The organism is Brevibacterium sp. CS2 (genome assembly GCF_005280295.1).
GTDB classification, from domain to species: Bacteria; Actinomycetota; Actinomycetes; order Actinomycetales; family Brevibacteriaceae; genus Brevibacterium; species Brevibacterium pityocampae.
This window is the reverse complement of the sequence record NZ_CP040020.1, coordinates 1,376,228-1,394,703: the sequence shown is the minus strand read 5'-3', so window position 1 is coordinate 1,394,703 and position 18,476 is coordinate 1,376,228. Positions and strand designations below refer to the sequence as shown.

General features: G+C 69.9%; 13 protein-coding genes, 1 tRNA gene and 1 pseudogene. 5 read left to right on the top strand and 10 right to left on the bottom strand.

From position 1 onward, the window contains the following. Nucleotides 1-165: 165 nt before the first annotated feature. On the bottom strand, nt 166-1,437 hold the full coding sequence (locus tag FDF13_RS06160) for an amidohydrolase (protein WP_137318900.1): 1,272 nt from the start codon (nt 1,435-1,437) through the stop codon (nt 166-168). Nucleotides 1,438-1,465: 28 nt separating this feature from the next. Between FDF13_RS06160 and FDF13_RS06155 the strand changes: the two genes are divergently transcribed. Both FDF13_RS06155 and FDF13_RS06150 read left to right on the top strand, forming a co-directional pair. Next, nucleotides 1,466-2,542 carry a ketopantoate reductase family protein gene (locus FDF13_RS06155; protein ID WP_137318899.1) on the top strand — a complete coding sequence of 359 codons (1,077 nt, stop codon included), beginning with the start codon at nt 1,466-1,468 and terminating at the stop codon, nt 2,540-2,542. Further along, entirely contained in the window at nt 2,539-3,333 is a 795-nt protein-coding gene (locus FDF13_RS06150; protein WP_137318898.1) for an SGNH/GDSL hydrolase family protein, read from the top strand. The genes FDF13_RS06155 and FDF13_RS06150 overlap by 4 nt, the downstream gene beginning before the upstream one ends. A gap of 18 nt (nt 3,334-3,351) precedes the next feature. Here FDF13_RS06150 and FDF13_RS06145 read toward each other — a convergent pair whose 3' ends face one another. The 3 genes from FDF13_RS06145 to FDF13_RS06135 all read right to left on the bottom strand — a co-directional run bounded on the left by FDF13_RS06145 (nt 3,352) and on the right by FDF13_RS06135 (nt 7,786). Beyond that, on the bottom strand, nt 3,352-4,662 hold the full coding sequence (locus FDF13_RS06145) for a hemolysin family protein (protein ID WP_137318897.1): 1,311 nt from the start codon (nt 4,660-4,662) through the stop codon (nt 3,352-3,354). A gap of 40 nt (nt 4,663-4,702) precedes the next feature. Then, entirely contained in the window at nt 4,703-6,193 is a 1,491-nt protein-coding gene (locus tag FDF13_RS06140) for an NCS2 family permease (RefSeq protein ID WP_137318896.1), read from the bottom strand. Nucleotides 6,194-6,436: 243 nt separating this feature from the next. Then, nucleotides 6,437-7,786, bottom strand: a complete 1,350-nt coding sequence (locus FDF13_RS06135) for an IS256 family transposase (protein WP_137318492.1) — start codon at nt 7,784-7,786, stop codon at nt 6,437-6,439. A 112-nt stretch (nt 7,787-7,898) separates the two neighbouring features. Between FDF13_RS06135 and FDF13_RS06130 the strand changes: the two genes are divergently transcribed. Next, nucleotides 7,899-9,065 (top strand): SPFH domain-containing protein, encoded by a 1,167-nt coding sequence (locus FDF13_RS06130; protein WP_137318895.1) that lies wholly within the window; start codon nt 7,899-7,901, stop codon nt 9,063-9,065. 957 nt (nt 9,066-10,022) lie between these two features. Here the strand turns inward: FDF13_RS06130 and FDF13_RS15205 are convergent. The 3 genes and pseudogenes from FDF13_RS15205 to FDF13_RS06115 form a co-directional block, all read right to left on the bottom strand. Next, nucleotides 10,023-11,039: pseudogene (locus FDF13_RS15205) on the bottom strand (DUF222 domain-containing protein); the annotation flags it as partial. A 612-nt stretch (nt 11,040-11,651) separates the two neighbouring features. Next, nucleotides 11,652-13,622 (bottom strand): trypsin-like serine protease, encoded by a 1,971-nt coding sequence (locus FDF13_RS06120; protein ID WP_175406882.1) that lies wholly within the window; start codon nt 13,620-13,622, stop codon nt 11,652-11,654. Between the two features lie 256 nt (nt 13,623-13,878). Continuing rightward, a complete protein-coding gene (locus FDF13_RS06115) occupies nt 13,879-14,799 on the bottom strand; it encodes a hypothetical protein (protein ID WP_137318893.1) in 921 nt (306 codons plus the stop codon). Between the two features lie 138 nt (nt 14,800-14,937). On the opposite strand from FDF13_RS06115, the gene FDF13_RS06110 reads away from it, so the two are divergent. After that, a complete protein-coding gene (locus FDF13_RS06110; protein ID WP_137318892.1) occupies nt 14,938-15,324 on the top strand; it encodes an META domain-containing protein in 387 nt (128 codons plus the stop codon). A 120-nt stretch (nt 15,325-15,444) separates the two neighbouring features. Here the strand turns inward: FDF13_RS06110 and FDF13_RS06105 are convergent, their stop codons facing one another. Then, on the bottom strand, nt 15,445-16,083 hold the full coding sequence (locus FDF13_RS06105; RefSeq protein ID WP_137318891.1) for an HD domain-containing protein: 639 nt from the start codon (nt 16,081-16,083) through the stop codon (nt 15,445-15,447). A gap of 141 nt (nt 16,084-16,224) precedes the next feature. Between FDF13_RS06105 and FDF13_RS06100 the strand changes: the two genes are divergently transcribed. After that, nucleotides 16,225-17,298, top strand: a complete 1,074-nt coding sequence (locus FDF13_RS06100; protein WP_254668931.1) for a GlxA family transcriptional regulator — start codon at nt 16,225-16,227, stop codon at nt 17,296-17,298. Here the strand turns inward: FDF13_RS06100 and FDF13_RS06095 are convergent. After that, nucleotides 17,298-17,370: transfer RNA gene (locus FDF13_RS06095), tRNA-Thr, on the bottom strand. The genes FDF13_RS06100 and FDF13_RS06095 overlap by 1 nt on opposite strands. A 107-nt stretch (nt 17,371-17,477) precedes the next feature. Further along, a complete protein-coding gene (locus FDF13_RS06090) occupies nt 17,478-18,353 on the bottom strand; it encodes a thioredoxin domain-containing protein (RefSeq protein ID WP_137318889.1) in 876 nt (291 codons plus the stop codon). Nucleotides 18,354-18,476: the final 123 nt, after the last annotated feature.

The window sequence follows — 18,476 nt, the reverse complement described above, 5'->3', positions numbered from 1 at the left end:
CCGTCGAGCCCTCGGAGGCGCGCTGGGTCGGGGCCGGGGGCACCGGGTCGCCGGCGGGTGCCGGGTCGCCGGCGGGCGCCTCGGCGACCTGCGGGATGCCGCGGGCCGGCGTCTCGGCCTCGGGGTCGATGATCGGCACTTCCTGGGTGTCGTCGTCCTCGTTGGTCATGGCAGGTGGATGTAGGTCTTCCCGAACGGGTCCGCGACCCGCGCCTCGCCGGTCTCCCAGTCGTGCGTATAGACCTCGCGGCCGTCGACGAACACGTGGGCGGCGCGGGACTCGAGAGCGAGCGGATCGCCGGACCACACGACGACGTCGGCGTCCTTGCCGGGCTCGAGCGAGCCCAGGCGCTCGTCGAGGCCGAGCATGCGGGCGGGATTGATGGTGAGCGCCTCGAGCGCGGTCACCGTGTCGAGCCCGGCGCGCACGCACAGTGCGGCCTCGTTGATGAGGAGGTCGATCGGCACCACCGGGTGGTCGGTGGTGAGCGCGATCCGCACGCCCGCGGCGGCGAGCACGGCAGGGGTGCTCATCGCGCGGTTGCGCAGCTCGATCTTCGACCGGGAAGTCAGCAGCGGGCCGACGATGACGTCGACACCCTTCTCCGCGAGGTAGTCGGCGATGAGGTGGCCCTCGGTGCCGTGGTTGACGACGAGCCGGTAGCCGAACTCCTCGGACAGCCGGATCGCGGTGGCGATGTCGTCGGCGCGATGGCAGTGCTGGTCGAAGGCGAGCTCGCCGCGCAGCACCTGGCACAGGGTCTCGAGCGCGAGGTCCTCGTCGTGGATGACGCCGAGCTCGCGCGCCTCCTCCTTGTGGGCGGCGTAGTTCCGGGCGGCGACGAACGCCTCGCGGATGATCCGGGACACGCCCATGCGCACCGAGGGCGTCTTCTGCTGCCGACCGTAGACGTTCTTCGGGTTCTCGCCGAGCGCGGCCTTGACCGACACCGCCTCGCTGATGAGCATCTCGTCGACGATCCGCCCCCAGGTCTTGATCGCCGCGGTCCGCCCGCCGATCGGGTTGCCGGAGCCGGGCTTGATGACGGCGGAGGTGACGCCGCCGCGCAGGGCATCGCGGAAGCCGACGTCGGCGGGGTTGATCGCGTCGAGGGCGCGCAGCGCCGCCCCGTTGGGGTTCGTCTTCTCGTTGACGTCGTTGTCCGCGTCGGACTCCCCCTCCTCGTGGAGGCCGAGGTGCCCGTGGGACTCGAGCAGGCCGGGGGTGATGAAGCCGCCGGCGGCGTCGACGGTGCGCACGCCCTCGGGGATGGTCACCCGGGCGGCGGGGCCGACGGCGGTGATCCGCCCGTCGGTCACCAGCACGGTGCCGTTCTCGATCGGCTCCGCGCGCTGCTCGCCGGCGGCGACGGGGACGACCGTCCCGCCGGTGATCGCGACGGTCGTTCCGAATCGGACCGGAACAGGCTGGTACATCGCCGTCCTCCTTGGCTAGCGTGGGCGTATGAGCAGGTACATCGTGATCGGCGCCGGCGCGATCGGCGGGACCATCGGGGCGGCGTTCGCCGACTCCGGCACGGAGGTCGTGCTCGTCGCCCGCGGGGACAACGCCCGGGCGATCGAGTCCACGGGATTGCGGCTGCGGAGCCCGGACCGGACCATCACAGCACATCCCACGGTAGTCCGGAAACCGGGTGAGGTGGTCCTCGGCACGCACGATGTGCTCATTCTCGCCACGAAGACCCACCAGGCACTCAGCGCGCTCCGCGACTGGACCGACGAGCCCGTCCACGACACCGCCGGGGCCGTCGTCGGGACCGCCGGGGAGCGCCTCCCGCTCCTCCTCTTCCTCAACGGCGTCGAGGCCGCCCGGATCGCCCCGCGCTGGTTCGCCCGCGTGTGGTCGACGACGATCTGGCTGCCGGCCCTGCACACCGAGCCCGGCGAGGTCGTCGTGCGCATGCACCCGGCGCTCGGCGGGTTCTTCACCGGCCCCGTCACCGCCGCCGCGCGGACCGACTCGGTGCTCGACGAGGTCGCCGCGGACTTCCGAGGTGCCGGCTTCGAGTTCGTGCCGGTCGAGGACATCGCCGAGCACGCCTGGGCCAAGCTCCTTTCGAACCTCGCGAACGGACTCGACGCGATCCTCGGCCCCGGGGCGGATCTCACCGAGCTCGCCCGGGAGATGCGCACCGAGGCGAAGGCGGTGTACCGGGCGGCCGGGATCGAGTACTTGTCGAACGGCCCGGCACGGTACGGGATCGCCGATCGCCTGCAGATGGGCGAGGTGCCCGGCGTCGAGGAGTTCGGATCCTCCTCCTGGCAGTCCCTGGCGCGGGGCACCGGGTCGATCGAGACCGACTACCTCACCGGGGAGATCGTGCGGCTCGCCCACGCCACGGGCGCTGCCGCTGAGCGCTGCGCGCTCGTCTCCCGCTGGTGCCGTGCGCTCGCCGCCGGCTCCGACCTCGGCGGGGAGATCCCGGCCGGGCAGGCCGAGCGGAAGGCCGCGCTCGAGGCGGCGTTCGCGCGGTTCCCGGACGCCGGGGAGCCTCCCACCCCGAGTAGGATCGCCCCATGATCGAACGCATCACCAGCTACGTCGCCATCGGCGATTCCTTCTCCGAGGGCCTCATGGACCCCTCCCCCGACGGCACCCCGGACCGGTTCCGCGGGTGGACCGACCGGCTCGCCGAACAGCTCGTCACGAGCCCCGTCGGCTCCGAGGACCTGCGGTACGCGAACCTCGCGATCCGCGGCCGGCTCGTCGACTCGATCATCGAGGAGCAGGTGCCGCGCGCGCTCGAGCTCGCGCCGGATCTCGTGTCGATCGTCGGCGGCGGCAACGACTGCATGCGGCCGGGCACCGACATCGACGCGATCGCGGCGAAGTTCGAGGAGGCGGTCGTCGCGCTGCGGGAGGCCGGCATCGCGGTGCTCATGGGCAACGGCTACGACACCCGCCGGGCGACCCCGCTCATCAAGCAGCTCCGGCCCCGGGTCGCGATCTACAACTCCCACCTGTGGTCGATCGCTCAGCGCCACGACTGCACGATGCTCGACATGTGGGGGCTGCGGGACCTCTACGGCCCGGAGATGTGGGCGCCGGACCGGATCCACCTGAGCCCCGCCGGGCACGAGCTCGTCGCCGACCAGGCGCTCGCCGCGCTCGAGCGCGCCCCGCTGCCGAGCGCCGGGGTGCACATGCCCGACCGGCCGAACCGGCCGATCCGCACCGCGGTGGCCGAGGAGGCGCACTGGGTGCGCGAGCATCTGGCGCCGTGGGTGGGCCGCCGGCTGCGGGGCGCGAGCTCCGGGGACTTCGTGCAGGCCAAGCTCCCCGAGCTCGTGCGGGTGCGGCCGGAGGAGTGACGGGTCCCGCGGGGGGATTCAGGGTTCGGGCGTGTCCGGCGGCGCATCGCGCGGCTCGATCCGCACCCGGGCGACCCGGCGGTCGTCCATGGCGACGACGGTGAGCGCGGCGTCGTCGGTGGTGACGGAGTCGCCCTCCTCCGGGATCCGGCCGAGGAGTGCCATGACGAGCCCGCCGACGGTCTCGTAGCCGCCTTCGTCGGGCAGCTCGACGCCGGTCTGCTGGCTCGCCTCCTGGAGGATGAGCCCGCCGTCGACCTCGCTCACCTCGCCGTCGCGGTGGACCGCGTCGTCGACGGTGAGTGCGGCATCGTACTCGTCGTAGATCTCGCCGACGAGCTCCTCGAGCAGGTCCTCCATCGTGACGATCCCGTCCGTGCCGCCGTACTCGTCGACGACGAGGGCGATCTGGTCGCCGCCGGCGCGCATCCGGCTCAGTGCGCTGAGCACCTCGACGGTGCCGGGCAGCGCGGGCATCTCGCGCACGATCTGCGCGGCGGTGATGGCCTCCGGGTCGTCGACGTGGAGCAGGTCGCGGACGTGGAAGAAGCCGAGCACATCGTCGTAGTCCTCCCCGGTCACCGGGTAGCGGCTGTACTGGAGGTGCCGGACCTGGGCCCGCACCTCGGCGATGGTCGCAGCACCCTCGACGAACTCGACGTCGGGGCGGGGCTTCATCACCTCGACGACGGTGCGCTCGGCGGCCTCGAACACGTCGTGGAGCACCTTGCGGTCGAGCGCATCGAGCTCCTCCGAGCTCGACACCATGGCGCGGATCTCCTCGGTCGACACCGCCTCGCGGTTGACGTGCGGGTCGCCGCCGAGGAGCCGGATCACCGCGTTCGTCGACACCGACAGGAGCCAGATCACCGGGCGCATGAGCCGGCCGAAGACGACGAGCGGGGGGCCGACGAAGCGGGTCATCGCCATCGCGTTCTGCATCGCCAGGCGCTTGGGGACGAGCTCGCCGAGCACGAGCGAGAGGTAGGCGATGATCAGCGTCATGACGACGAGCGCGACGGTGGCCGCGGCGGCGTCGGGGATGCCGATCCCGGCGAGCAGCGGGGCGAGGTCCGGGGCGATGGTCGAGGCGCCGTAGGCGGAGGAGAAGAAGCCGGCGACGGTGACGCCGATCTGCACGGCGGACAGGAACTGGTTGGGGTTGCGCACCATCTCCGCGGTGCGCCGGCCGCGCGGTCCGGATTCCGCGAGCCGGGTGATCTGGGATTCGCGGAGGTTGACGATGGCCATCTCGGTGCCGGCGAAGAGTCCGCCGATGAGCACGAAGAGGAGGACGAGCCCGAGGTTGACCAGTGTTGTCGGATCCATGGCTCCAGCCTAGAGGCGGCGGCGCCGGGCCGGGCGCCGCTCAGTCGCCGAGCGCCGCCTGGAGCGGGCCGGAGACGAAGTACACGACGAACAGGGCGGCGGTGACGTACATCAGGGCGTGCACCTCGCGCCCCTTGCCGCGGAACAGCTTGATGACGACGTAGGTGATGAAGCCGGCGCCGATCCCGTTGGTGATCGAGTAGGAGAACGGCATGAGGACGATGGTCATGAACGCCGGGATCGCGATCTCGACGTCGGCCCAGTCGACGCGCACGATCTGCTGCATCATGAGGAAGCCGACGAGCACGAGGGTGGCGGCGGCCGCCTCGGTCGGGATGACGGCGGCGAGCGGGGCGAGCACGATCGTGGCGAGGAACATGATCCCGGTGACGACGTTCGCCAGGCCGGTGCGCGCGCCGTCGCCCACGCCGACGGTCGACTCGACGAAGCCGGAGTTCACCGAGGTGGAGCCCATGCCGCCGCCGATCGCGCCGAGCGCGTCGGCGACCATGATGCGCTTCGACTGCGGGATCTCGCCGTGCCGGTCCTTGATGTCGCCCTCGTTGGCGATGCCGACCATGGTGCCGAGCAGGTCGAAGAAGTTCGCGAGGAGGAGGGTGAACACGGCGAGCGCGGCGGCGACGACGCCGACGTGCTGCCAGGAGCCGAGCAGGTTGAAGCTGCCGAGGAGGGACAGGTCGGGCAGCGTGAACCACTGCTGGTCGAGGGTGGGGACGGTGAGGGCCCAGCCCTGCGGGTTGGCGACCTCGCCGTCGGCACCGGTCTTGGGGCCGATCCGGAACACCGCTTCGAGGACGAGGGCGAGGACCGTGGCGCCGACGATCGAGTAGAGGATCGCGCCGCGGACCCGGGCGGCCCACATGACGAAGAGGGCGAGCAGGGAGATGAGGAACACGAGCATCGGCCAGCCGGTGAGGAAGCCGCCCGTGCCGAGCTCGAGGCCGGCGCCCGAGCCGCGGGAGATGAAGCCGGCGTTGATCATGCCGATGAGGGCGATGAAGAGGCCGATGCCGACGCTGATCGCAGTCTTGAGCTGGCCGGGCACGGCGTTGAAGATCGCGGAACGGAAGCCGGTGAGGACGAGGATGAGGAGGATGATGCCCTCGATGACGACGAGGCCCATGGCGTCGGCCCAGGTCATGCCCGGCAGCACGACGATGCCGTAGGTGATGAACGCCGACAGGCCGAGGGAGGAGGACACCGCCATCGGGAAGTTGCCGACGACGCCCATGAGGATGGTGAGGAGACCGGAGACCAAGGAGGTGGCGGCTGCGACGGCGGGCAGGTTGGGTTCGGTGCCGCCGCCGAGGAACAGGCCGGTGCTGTCCGCGGCCGCGCCGATGATGAGCGGGTTGAGCACGACGATGTAGGACATCGCGAAGAACGTCGCGAGCCCGCCGCGGATCTCCCGGCCGACGGTCGAGCCGCGTGCGCTGATGTGGAAGAAGCGGTCGAGCGCGCCCGTGGGTGCGCCGCTGGGCTCGGTGGTGCGTGCCGGGGTGTGACTCACGGGTGCCGCCTCGTGGATAGTTCGGATGATCGGTGGTGCGTGTGCTCGGTGGTGCGGGCGTGCAGTGGTGCGGGCGTGCGGTGGTGCTGGGCCGGTCGGGTGAGCGAGCCGGTGACGCGGGGATCGGGCAGGGGCACCGATCACGCGTTCAAGAATAGGCGAGGACCGATGCGGCTCGAACAGCGCCCGGCGGAGATGCACAGCACCCAGCGGGGGCTTGTCAAGTGAATTGTGTGCGGGGTTTTACAGGTATCGGTTGATTCGGTCGGGGTAGGCCACGGCCAGCTGGGCCAGGGCTTGTTTCCAGTTCGTCGTGACTTGGCCCTCGACGAGCCGGCCGGAAGCTCTTCGTGTGCCGGCCTTGCCGCGCTCCTTCTCGCGTTCACGGGCGCGCTTGTCCTCGATGTTGCAGATCGCCAGCCACAGCAGCTTGACCACGGAGTCGTCGGTGGGGAACTGGGAGCGGTTCTTCGTGACCTTGCGCAGCTGGTAGTTCAGCGACTCGATCGCGTTGGTCGTGTAGATCACCCGGCGCAGGTCGGGTGGGAACTGCAGGAAAGGGGTGAATCGGTCCCAGGCGTTCTCCCATACCGCCACGGCTGAGGGGTACTTCTGGCCCAATGGTGATTCGGCGAACTCCGTGAGCGCTTGCAGGGCCGTCTCCTCGTTCGCAGCGGCGTAGATCGTCTTGAGCTCCTTCGACACGGCCTTGCGGTCGCCGTAAGCGACGAACCGATTCGCTGCCCGGATCAGGTGGACGACACAGGTCTGGACCATGGAATCCGGCCAGGTCGCCTCGATCGCCTCAGCCAGGCCGGTCAGTCCGTCGCAGCACACGATGAGCACGTCGCGGACGCCGCGGTTGGCCAGCTCCGCGCACACGTGGGCCCAGAACGAGGCGCCTTCGGTGTTCTGCACCCAGATGCCGAGCACGTGCTTGATGCCGTCCATGTCGACACCGACGGCGATGTGAGCGGCCTTGGATCTGACGTGGCCGTTGTCGCGGACCTTGACCCGGATCGCGTCGAGGTAGATGACCGGGTAGAACTCCTCCAAGGGTCGATTCTGCCACTCCATCACCGCCTCCAGCACCGCATCGGTGATATTGGCGATCGTCTCGTGCGACAACTCGGTGCCGATCGTCGACAGCAGGTGGTGCTGGATATCCCGGATCGTCATCCCGCCGGCGTAGAGGCTGATGATCATGTCATCGAGTCCACCCAACCGCCGGGAGCCCTTCGGCACCAGCCTGGGGGTGAACGACCCGTCCCGGTCCCGGGGCACGGCGATCTCGATATCGCCGGCCTCCGACGCGACGGTCTTGGCATAGGAGCCGTTGCGGGAATTGGCCGTCACCTTGTCGTCGCGGTCGCCCTTGGCGTAGCCCAGGTGCGAGGTCATCTCCGCCTGCAGGCCTCGCTCGAGTGTCTCCTTGATCAGCGCCGGCACCAGACCACCGTCGCCGGTCAGCTCGACCTCACCGGAATCGATCTTGGAAAACAGCTCATCCAGAGCCCCGGACGCCTTGAGCTGCTCAATCAGCTCGGATGCCTGATTCGGGTTCGATTGTGCATCGGTCACAGTCACCATCATGTCCTCTCATGAGTGAACCGGTACACAATTCATTTGACACCCCCCCCAGCGGAGATGCAGTCGACTTCGTTAGGGTGGAGGAAACCGACACCGACACCAAGGGGCACCCACTATGGACGCCGTCATCGGCATCGGCATCGCCGTCGTCGTCATCATCGTCATACTCATCGTCCTCGCCGCGCTGCTGTTCGGCGGCCTGCGCTCGAGCATCTTCTTCACGGTGCGCACGCAGGAGAACGTCATCGTCGAGCGCTTCGGCAAGTTCAAGAAGGTCGCGCGGCCGGGCCTCAACACCAAGGTCCCGTTCGTCGAGACGACCACGCGGCCGATCTCCCTGCGTGTCCAGCAGCTCGAGGTCAACATCGAGACGAAGACCAAGGACAACGTCTTCGTCACCATTCCCGTCGCCGTGCAGTACGTGGTGAGCGAGCAGAGCGTCGTCGACGCCTACTACCGGCTGGCGAACCCGGAGGAGCAGATCCGCTCCTACGTGTTCGACACCGTGCGCTCCTCGCTGTCGACGCTGACGCTCGACTCCGCGTTCGAGTCGAAGGACGACATCGCCTCGAGCGTCGAGCAGCGCCTGTCGGAGTCGATGGCCCGCTACGGCTTCCGGATCATCAACACCCTCGTCACCGACATCTCCCCCGATCAGCGGGTGCGCGATTCGATGAACTCGATCAACGCGGCGCAGCGTGACCGGGTGGCCGCCCAGGCGCTCGCCGAGGCGGACAAGATCAAGCGGGTCACCCAGGCCGAGGCGGAGGCCGAGTCCAAGCGCCTCCAGGGTGAGGGTGTGGCAGCGCAGCGGAAGGCGATCGCGATCGGCATCGCCGAGCAGTACGAGATGCTCAAGCAGGCCGGCATCGAGCGGACCGCCGAGCAGCTGCTCCTCATGACCCAGTACTTCGACACCATGCAGGACGTGGCCCGCAACGGACGGTCGAACGTACTGTTCCTCCCGTCGAACCCGGGCACGATCGGGGACATGACTACCGAGATCCGCAACTCGCTCCTCGCCGCGCAGGAGGTCGACCACGCCCGCGTGGGTGCCGAGGAGGACGAGGTCGATGAGGAGCGTCAGGCCGCAGCGAAGCAGCGCATGCTCGAGGAGCAGCAGCGCCGCCAGCGCGAGCTCCAGCAGGCGCGCGAGGCGCAGCAGCGCGCGCAGAGCCAGCAGGGGCAGCAGGGCCTCGGTCGTTTCGGCGGCCAGCAGGGTGGTCAGCGGGGTGGACCGGCGATCCCGCCCCGCCCGCCGTGGCAGAACCCGAACCAGTGATCGGATGAGGTTCGCGGGGTTGCGGTCGGTGAGCTGATGCCGACGCACTGATACCGACACGATGAACCCCATGGAGTGACCCGCTGGAGCAGAGGCCGTCCACCACCCGGTGGGCGGCCTCTGCTGAGTCCGGTGGTTCGGTGGGAGGCAGGCACCACGGCCGATCGGCGGTGGCTGCGGCAGACGGACGACTTCGATTCTGCTGATCAGCCCTCTCCGCTGATTCGCGCAAGCCTGCAGTCGTGGTCCACCACCGCGCCGGCGGGGTCGGTCGGGCGCGATCATCGGACACGTCGGGTTCGCGGCTGAGGTCGAGGTCGTTCAGCCGGCGAGCACGGGGAACAGATAGGCATCGATGGGCGGGAGCTGCCCGGTGGTGCGAGCAGTCGCGGAGTAGGCGGTGAGGTGCGCCCGCACGGTCTTCTCAACTCCGCTCCCCCGTATGTGTCCGGTCGAACTCGTGCCTGAGCGGATATCCGAACCCCGACCCGAGCGCGAATCCGAACCCGTGTCCGTGGATCGCGGACGGATCAGCCGCACGGCACGGTTGGTCGGCACGGGGACGTTCGACACTGCACCTCGGCGTTCCACCCCTCGGCGCTCCGTGGACTTCCCATCGACCGTCGACCCGTCCTTGGCCGACGCTCCTGGGCTGGTGTCCACACGCGGCCGTGTCGGCTGACCTGCGTGATCTCGGTTCGGCCCCGCCCGCTTCGGGTCGTTCCACCCGGACACGACCGGGTCGTCATGTGGTGGGGGTTCCCCTCGGCAGGGAGGCGCGGTCCTGGGCTGCCGGTGCGCTCCCCCGATCAACGGTGGAGTGGGCGCCTCATACCTGGCTCCGGTCGGGGTGGTTACGGTGAGCCGATCGGGGTCAGCTTCGTGCCTCCACCCCGGGTTCTCCTTCGCGTAATTGCACGCCGCGCACAACCCCGAAGCATTCCTGAAATCTGTTGCACCGCCGTCGCGATGTGGCCTGGCGTGGTCGATGTGGCGGATCGGAGCATCGCAGAACGGAGTCCGGCACGTGTCATCCCGCACCACGATCATCCGCCGCAGCACACCGGAGAACTCCCGCCTCCGGGAATCCATCCCCACCAGACCACCCGACCCCGGAGCCGTATACAACCTGCGGAGAAAGACTTGGCCCTGCGGATCGGCGAGCATCCGCCGAGCAGCACCGGCAGGCACCGGACCATGACCGGTCACCCACCCCGGAACATCACCATCAGCCAGCAGAGTGGAATCCGTCATCACCAGATGCACCTCGACCGGCACCGCATCCGCGGTCTCCTGCCCGGTGACCCGCTCGACGAGCAGATCCGCAGCGACCTGCCCTGCTGTCCGTTCCCCCGCCTCCCCCGTACCCACCAGGGTGGCGGCAGTCTTCTGGAGGTTCGCGTACACAGCGACGGCCTGGCGCAGCGGGAGAAGAGCGGTCAGATACACCATCCCACCCGGAGCCGGCCGAACACTCACCCGACGCTCCTTCTCACACCGCTCCACGTGCTCGACCGCGGCCTCCTGATCGAGACGCTGAGCATGTGCCCGGGCTTCGGCGGCGAGCCGCCGCACACCCACCCGATCGAGCCGGTCGGCCATGAGCTCGTCGACCAACCGACGTTTCTCTGCCGGCAGCCAAGAGGTCTCGCGGTGCAGGGTGTGGGCCTTCTCCTCCGACACCGCACCGGACTCCAGCCCCGCCAGCGCGCACGGCATGTCGTCGATGAGTGTGCGAGCCAGGGCGAGGAGCCGGGAACCGCGCGCCGGGGACTCCCGCCGCGCCAACCCGACCTCCGCACCCAAGCCCCGGCACCGCTTCTCCGCCGGCACCCCGCGTTCGGCCTCCGCTTCCGTGCGGAGGGAATGCAGGGTGGCCGCGGCGTGGGCCTGCGCGGCCGCGGCTGCGGCCTTGAGCTCCTCGAGAGCACGGACCCGCTCGATCGCATCCGCCTCGGACTCCACAGCCACCATGCTCGTGAGCGCGCCGCGCAGAGCGGTGATGTCACCGGTGCGGAAACGGGGCTCCTCGTTCATGCCACCCACGCTATCGGCACCCACAGACACGGGCCCTGTACGCATGAAAGCCCAGGTCACCGGGGTGCCAGCGCGGGAGGCGCACCTTGGCACTCGGCAATGGTGGTGGGTGGGGACCTCAGCAACCGGGTGCTGTGGCGACACACACCCAGGACCATGGTGCCGGAACAGACGCACGTCTGAGCGGCAGCACGAGAAGAAGCGGGAACCTCGCCGGACGGGCGCAGGAGCAGACGGCCACCTCGGCGAAGGGGTGCTGGAACGGGCGGGCACCTCGCCTGCGGGAACCGCCGGAACGGGAGTGGCACCTCGGCGGCAGGTGCGGGACACCACTGGCCCCGCACCAGAGCGGCTCGGCACCTATTCGTCCTGAGGCGCACATCGCTCTGAAGGCTCCCGGCACCCATCGACTTTGCGAAGAATCGCGGAATCACTCTCAGAAACCTTCAAAAATTGAGGGGTGAATGGCGGAGGGCCCCGACACCGTGGTGGTGTCGGGGCCCTCCGGGTGGATCAGGCCGTCGGATCAGGTGAACCGATCAGATCGGATCAGGCCTGGCCCTTCTTGGTGCGACGGGTGGTCACGTAGACCGCGGCTGCGCCGACCACGAGCAGGCCTGCGCCCACGCCGAGTCCGGTGAGCTCGGTACCGGTGCGCGGCAGGTTGCCGTCACCGTTCTCGTCCTCGTCCTCGCCCGGTGCGGCGCCCTCGTCGGCCACGACCTCGAACGAACCGGTGAGCGGCTCGTCGGCGTCGCCCGCGGCGTAGGCACCGGCCGCCGGAGCGGCCTCGGAGCCGGCGTTCGCGGCGTCGTCGTCAGAGGCGGCGGCCACGCGGACCTCGTAGGTGCCGAGGTAGACGTCGGCGTTGGCGGCGTTGGTGCCGTAGACACCGAAGGTCACGACGCCGTTCTCGTCAGCGGTGCCCTCGAGCGTGAAGTCGTTCACCGAGTCGTTCTGCGGGAACACCTCGAGCTCGACGACCTGGCCCGGAGCGTAGCCGGTGCCGGTGATGTTCACGCCCTCGTCCTCGTTCACGAAGTCCGAGACGGACACGCGGCGCGGGTCGATGGTGAGCTCGCGCTCGGCCGGGGCCTCCTCGGTCGGCTCATCGGTCGGAGCCGGCGTGGTGGGGTCCTCGGTCGGGGTGGCCGAGGGGTCCTCGGTCGGCTCGTCCGAAGGATCGTCGGTCGGAGTCGGAGCCGGGTCATCGGTCGGATCCGGTTCCGGGGTGGGCGGGGTCGGCTCGTCATCGGAGGCCTCGACCACGGTGATGGCGAAGGAGGCCTCATCGGAGACGTTGTACTCGCCCTGGCGTGCCACAGCGGTGTACTCCTGCTCGCCGAGCTCCTGCGGGGCCTCGAAGCTCCAGTTGCCGCTGTCATCCGCGGTGACGGTGATCGGCTCTCCGCCGCCCACTGGGGTGACGGTGACCTCCGCGCCGGCCGGGGCGGTGCCGGGCACGCGTGCGCCCTGCTCGACCTCGGTGGTGGTCACCTTCGGGGCCTCGACGAACAGCGCGACGGTGTAGCCGTCGGTGTGGGGCAGGGCGTGGACGAGCGAGGTGCCCCAGAGGAACGACTCGTTGCCGCCCTCGGCGGGGGTGCCACCGCTGACGACGCCGATCGCGGTGCTGCCCTGGAAGATCGCCCCGCCGGAGTCGCCGGGTGCGCCTTCGAGTCCGTTCGCCGCGAATCCGCGGACCCAGCGGTAGTCGGTCCCGGACACGCCGACCCGGCTCCAGCCGTCGACGATGTCGAGATCGTCGTCGTGGGTGAGACCGGTGGTGCGGCCGCTCTTGGAGACCGGCTGGCCCTCCTGCGGGGCGCCGACGGCGGTGATGGTCGTCTCGATGCCGGCGGCGAGGTCGTCGTCCCCGGCGGTGGACCAGTCGGTCACCTGCGGGAGGAGCTCGAGATCCGGGTTGTCGACGTCGATGACCGCGATGTCGGTGGAGTTGGCATCGTTCTTCGCGCCCTCCGAGTGGCCCGGACCGCCGAACTGCGAGAAGGCGAACGCGCCCATCGGAGCCGGGTCCATGAGCCGCGGGTTGTCCTCACCCGTGAAGGCGGTATCCAGGGACGGAAGGGTGCGCGTGGCAAGGTTCATCGAGTCGTCACCGGTGCAGTGGCCCGCGGTGATGACGGCCGGGTCGCCGTTCGGGTCCCAGGCGGTGAAGCCCACCGAGCACAGGCCGGCGTCCTCCACACCCTGGCCGGTCACCGCGTACCCGGCGCCGCCGACGAGCTGATTCTTGGCGTAGGCCTGGAGCGGCTTGGCGATCTCGATGACCTCGACGTTGGAGTACTCGCCCTTGAAGGCCTCGATCTTCTCGATGCCCTCGTCGTCGAGCTCCGATTCCGGAAGAGTGACGACGACGACGTTGCCCTCGCCATCGGTGCCGTAGGCCTGGATGCCTTCGACGCCGTCGAACTCCTGCACCTGCTTGCTCATGGCCTTGACGGACGTGGACGCTTCCTTGGTCGGCTCGGTGGCCGATGCCGGAACCGTGACGAGCACGCCGGTCATTCCCAGCTACGCCGCTGCGGCAAGAGCTGCCGGGCGCGAAAGGAGTCTCTTCCTCATGTGTGCATTCCCTACTTCGATACGAACTGGTCTGAGTGGTCGGGGATCGGAGTGCTGCTGCACAGACCGGACCCTCTGGGGAGGTCAACCTCGGTCGACTTTACCGATCCGTGACCATATGACCAATGACGGCGTGAACGTAACGAACTAATCACAGGAAGACGACGGTCGCGCAACAACCGCGATCCGCTCAGGCGAGCGGATCGGGGCTCCCGACCCGCGTCGCGGAGTCGTGGAAGGCGATGACCTCGCCTTCGGTCGCACTGCCTCCGTGCCCGATCACCTCGAGCAGCCGGCACACCGCGAACTGCGCGGTGCGCTCCCGGTACGCCGCGAGCCACGTGGGATCGTCCTCGCCGCCCTCCCAGAACCGACCTCGGCCCGAAACCGGGAGCGCGTGCCAACCGGCCCGCCAGGGCTTCGGGGTGAGCCGGGCGCGATAGCTCGCGTGACCGCGGGCGAGCGCGCTGTACCGCGGATCGGCCCCGAGCTCGGTGAGCAGCCCCTGGGCAGCCTCCGTGTCCGCGGTCTTCCGAACTCCGGTGAGGATGACCCGCAGCCCGGCCCGCGTGCGGTAGATCCGCACCCCGTACTCCGGGCGACGGGCGGCGAATCCGCGGATGTACTCCACTGCCGCGCCCTCGGTGATCCCGGGCCGTGCCGGTTCCGGCTCGGCGAAGAGTCTGCCGAGCAGACCACGGCGGGGACCTCCGGCGCCCACTCCGGCCGAGGTCCCGGTCGGCGCCTGCCGCGCCGTCTCCTCGGGGACCTCCTCCCAGCCGGGCACGTCGATGTCGGCGATGAAGAGCCGGTCGGTGTTGAGCACCTCGGCACCGTAGCGGTTGCGGGTGATGACCGCCTCCACGCCGGTGCGTGCCTCCGACACGAGGGCGAGGACCGGCTCCCGGAGCGGGACGCGGGGGTAGTACTCCCCGTGCTCGGGCATCCGGCCGGCGGATTCGGCCGCCGCGACGGCGCGGCGCAGGCGGCCCTCGGCGACGGTGCGCGCCTCGGCCTCGGAGGTCGACGACCACCCCCAGGCCTCGAGTGCGCGGGGCCGGTCGAGCGCGACGGCGCCGGTGGCCTTGAACCAGAATCGAGGGAACTCCATGTGCCCAGTATTCCCGGAGTCGCTGCATCGTCGCGGGTCGACCCGGCATCCCGGCCCAGGCGGTGCGTCCCCCGCTCTCCCACGCCGCGCCCAGGGACTTCCCTGTCGGCCCGGAGTCGCGGTCAGTAGACTCGGGGCATGAGACGCCGATCGCACCATCCCCTCGCAGTCCTGGCCCTGGCATCCACGCTGCTCCTCACCGGGTGCGGCGGCACCGTGTCATCGACGAACGGAGACGACGTGGAATCCGTAGTGGGACGCTGGTCCTCCGACGAGAAGGGTGAGCCGCACCTGAACTTCACCGAGGACGGCAAGGTCGGGGGCAGCGACGGCTGCAACGGCATCGGGACGACGTACGAGCAGGACGGCTCCACCGTCACCCTCACCCGCTTCGCCACCACTCTCAAGGCCTGTATGGGCGTCGACACCTGGCTACGCGAGGCGCGGCACCTCGAGATCGACGGCGAGACCATGACGGTGATGAACGGCGACCACGAGGAGATCGGCACCCTCACCCGCGACTGAGGCGCCGAGCCTCCATCACTCTCACGAGGCACCACACGCACGAGGCCCCGGGATCATCATGATCCCGAGGCCTCGCCCGTTCGCACACGCGCTGTTCGCACACGCGAACCGGTCAGCGGATCACTCCGCCCACTTCGAGGCCTTGATGACCTCGACGAAGTCCGTGCGCTCGAAGCCGGGGAGGAAGTGCTGGAGCACATCGGCCTTGACGTTGCCGAAGGTCGTCTCCGGCCGGTCCTTGAGACCCTCGGTGAAGGCCGCCAGGATCCGGTTCTTGAAGTCGGGGCGCGGGTGGGCCTCGACGACGGCGGCGCGCTGCTCGTCCGTCACCGCGTCGTAGTCGATGCCGAGCACGTCGAGCTCGACGCCGCGGGTGACGAGCGCGACCTCCGGGGCCATGTGGAGCGGGATCTCCGGGGTGGTGTGCAGGGCGATCGCGCTCCATACGCGGTCCGCGAGCTCCTCGGCGATGCCGTGTGCGGTGAGGAACCGGCGCGCCTCGTTCGCCGCGTCGATCTCGAAGCGCTGGTCGGTGGTCCGGTACTTCTCGGTCAGCCCGAGGTCATGGAACATCGCGCCGACGTAGAGGAGCTCGGGGTCGTAGTCGAGCCCGTCGCGCTGTCCGCGCAACGAGCCGAAGAGGAACACGCGGCGCGAGTGGTCGTACACGAGGTCGTTCTCGACGTCGCGGACGAGCGCGGTGGCCTCCTGGGCCAGGGTGCTGTCGGGGATCCGGATTCCGGCGATGGTCTCGGTCATGTCTGCTCTTCCTCTCGTCGTGGCGGTCCAGGAGCCTCCCCGGGCCGCGCTGCTGGAGTCGTGCTGACTCCAGTCTGGTCGGAGGCATTAGGGTGGAGCCATGTCTTTCCGGACTGAAACCCCGCTGATTCGGACATGCTCGTGAGTGCGCACCCCACCACTGCGGACTCCCCTGCGCCCCCGAACCCCGCACCCTCACCCGTGCGGGTCGGCATCGTCGTGTTCGACGGGGTCACCATGCTCGATGCCAGCGGTCCCGCCGAGGCGCTCCACCTGGCCGGCCGCTCCGGCGGCTCCTACGCCGTCGACTTCCTCTCCCCGCACGGCGGCACCGTCGCCACCTCCTCCGGGATGGCGATAGCCGACACCATCCCTGCCCGGGCCGCGGGGGCGGTCGACACGCTCGTCGTCGCCGGTGCCGAGCACCTCGCCGGCCCGGCCGTCGACCCGGATCTCCTCACCGCGGTCGAGGCGCTCGCCGGCCCCGCGCGCCGCGTCGCCTCGGTGTGCACCGGGGCGTTCGTGCTCGCCGAGCTCGGTCTGCTCGATGGGCGGCGCGCGACGACGCACTGGCGCCACGCCTCGGCTCTGGCCCGCCGCTACCCGGCGATCGACGTCGACCCGGACGTCATCCAGCTGCGCGACGGCCGGTTCCTCACCTCCGCCGGGATCACCGCCGGCATCGACCTCAGCCTCGCTCTCATCGAGGACGACCTGGGCGCCGAGGCCGCGCGCAGCACTGCGCGCGAGCTCGTGGTGTTCCTCCAGCGGCCCGGCGGGCAGTCGCAGTTCGCCGCCGCACCGATGCCGGCATCACCCGACCCGGTGCTCCGACCCGTCATCGAGGCGGTGCGCGCGGATCCGGCCGGCGACCACACCGCACCGGCCCTGGCGGCGCGCGCCGCGGTGAGCCCGCGGCACCTGAGCCGACTGTTCGACCGGGAGATCGGGATGCCCCCGACGCGGTGGGTGGAGAGCGTGCGGCTCGAACAGGCGCAGCGCCTGCTGCTCGAGGGAGCGAGTGTCACGCGGGCGGCGCAGCGCAGCGGATTCGGCAGCGACGAGACGCTGCGGCGGGTGTTCGCCCGGCACCTGCGGACCACGCCCTCGGAGTACCGGGACCGGTTCAGGACGACCGAACGGGACACCACCGGCCACGGCGGCACTACCGACCGCGTCGACAGCACCACGGCGGTGGCGCCGGGGAAGAAGTGAGCCCCCTGTCAGACTCGAACTGACGACCTTCGCTTTACAAGAGCGGTGCTCTACCAACTGAGCTAAGGAGGCGGGCCGTCCGCGGTCCGGGCGCGCGAGCGCACCGGCCGGACGACGGTTGCAGTGTATTCCATGAGGATCGGACCGGACAAAATGTCCGGACCCGATGCCCGGGTCGCTCAGCCGATCTCGCCGGCGGCGGTGAGGAGCTCGGTGGCGAAGCCCTGCGGGTCCTGCCAGGAGTCGGTGTCCTCGCCGTTGACGAGGACGCGCGGGGTGCCCTGCAGACCGTTGCTCAGCGCGTCCTGCGTGGTGTTCTCGACGAACTTGTCGAAGCTCACGTTCTCCACGCACTGCTGGACGGTCGCGCCGTCCTCGAGGGTGGTCGCCGCCGCAAGATCCACGCCGGCCTCCTCGGCGAACCCGAGGAGCTGCTCGTCGGTCATCCCGGTCTGACCCTCGCCGGGCTGGTTCTCGAAGAGGATCTTCGTGAGGTCCATGTAGGTGCCGGCCTGGCCGCTGTCGGCCACGCAGGCCATGAGGTTCGCCGCGCGGGTCGAGTACTCGTTGCCCTGCGACTGAGCGTCGAGGATCGCGACCGGCTGGTACTCGACGGCGATGGTGCCCTCCTCGACGAGCTTGTCGAGGGTCTGTCCGTTCGCCTGCTCGAAGCCGGCGCAGCCCGGGCACTGGAAGTCCATGAAGACGGTGACCACGGGTGCGGTGTCGGGCAGGCCGGACTCGGTGAACGCGGGCGCGTCGGCCGGGGCGTCATCGCCGGAGGCGCCCTTGGCGCCGTAGGCCTGCACCGACTCGCCGTCGCTCGCCAGGGTGATCGAGCCGGCGGAGTAGTTCTTGGGGCCGGGCGTCGGCTGCGCGGCCTGGTAGATGAGGAACGCGATGACCGCGATCACCGCGACCACGACCACACCGACACCGGTGTAGAGGACGGTCCGCGCGGTCTTCTCCCGCTTGGCCTGCGCCTCTGCGATCTGACGCGCCTTTTCGCGCGCGGCCTGCCGCCGGTCGGCTGCGGACGAGGAGTTCTTCGCCATGTTTCCTCACGTGGGTCTCGCTGATGGTGGATTCGATCCGCGCCCGAGGCGCCCTGCCATGATACGACGCCGGTCACCACGGCCCATTCATGAAGCACGCAGGTTGACCGGCGGGCCGCCCGG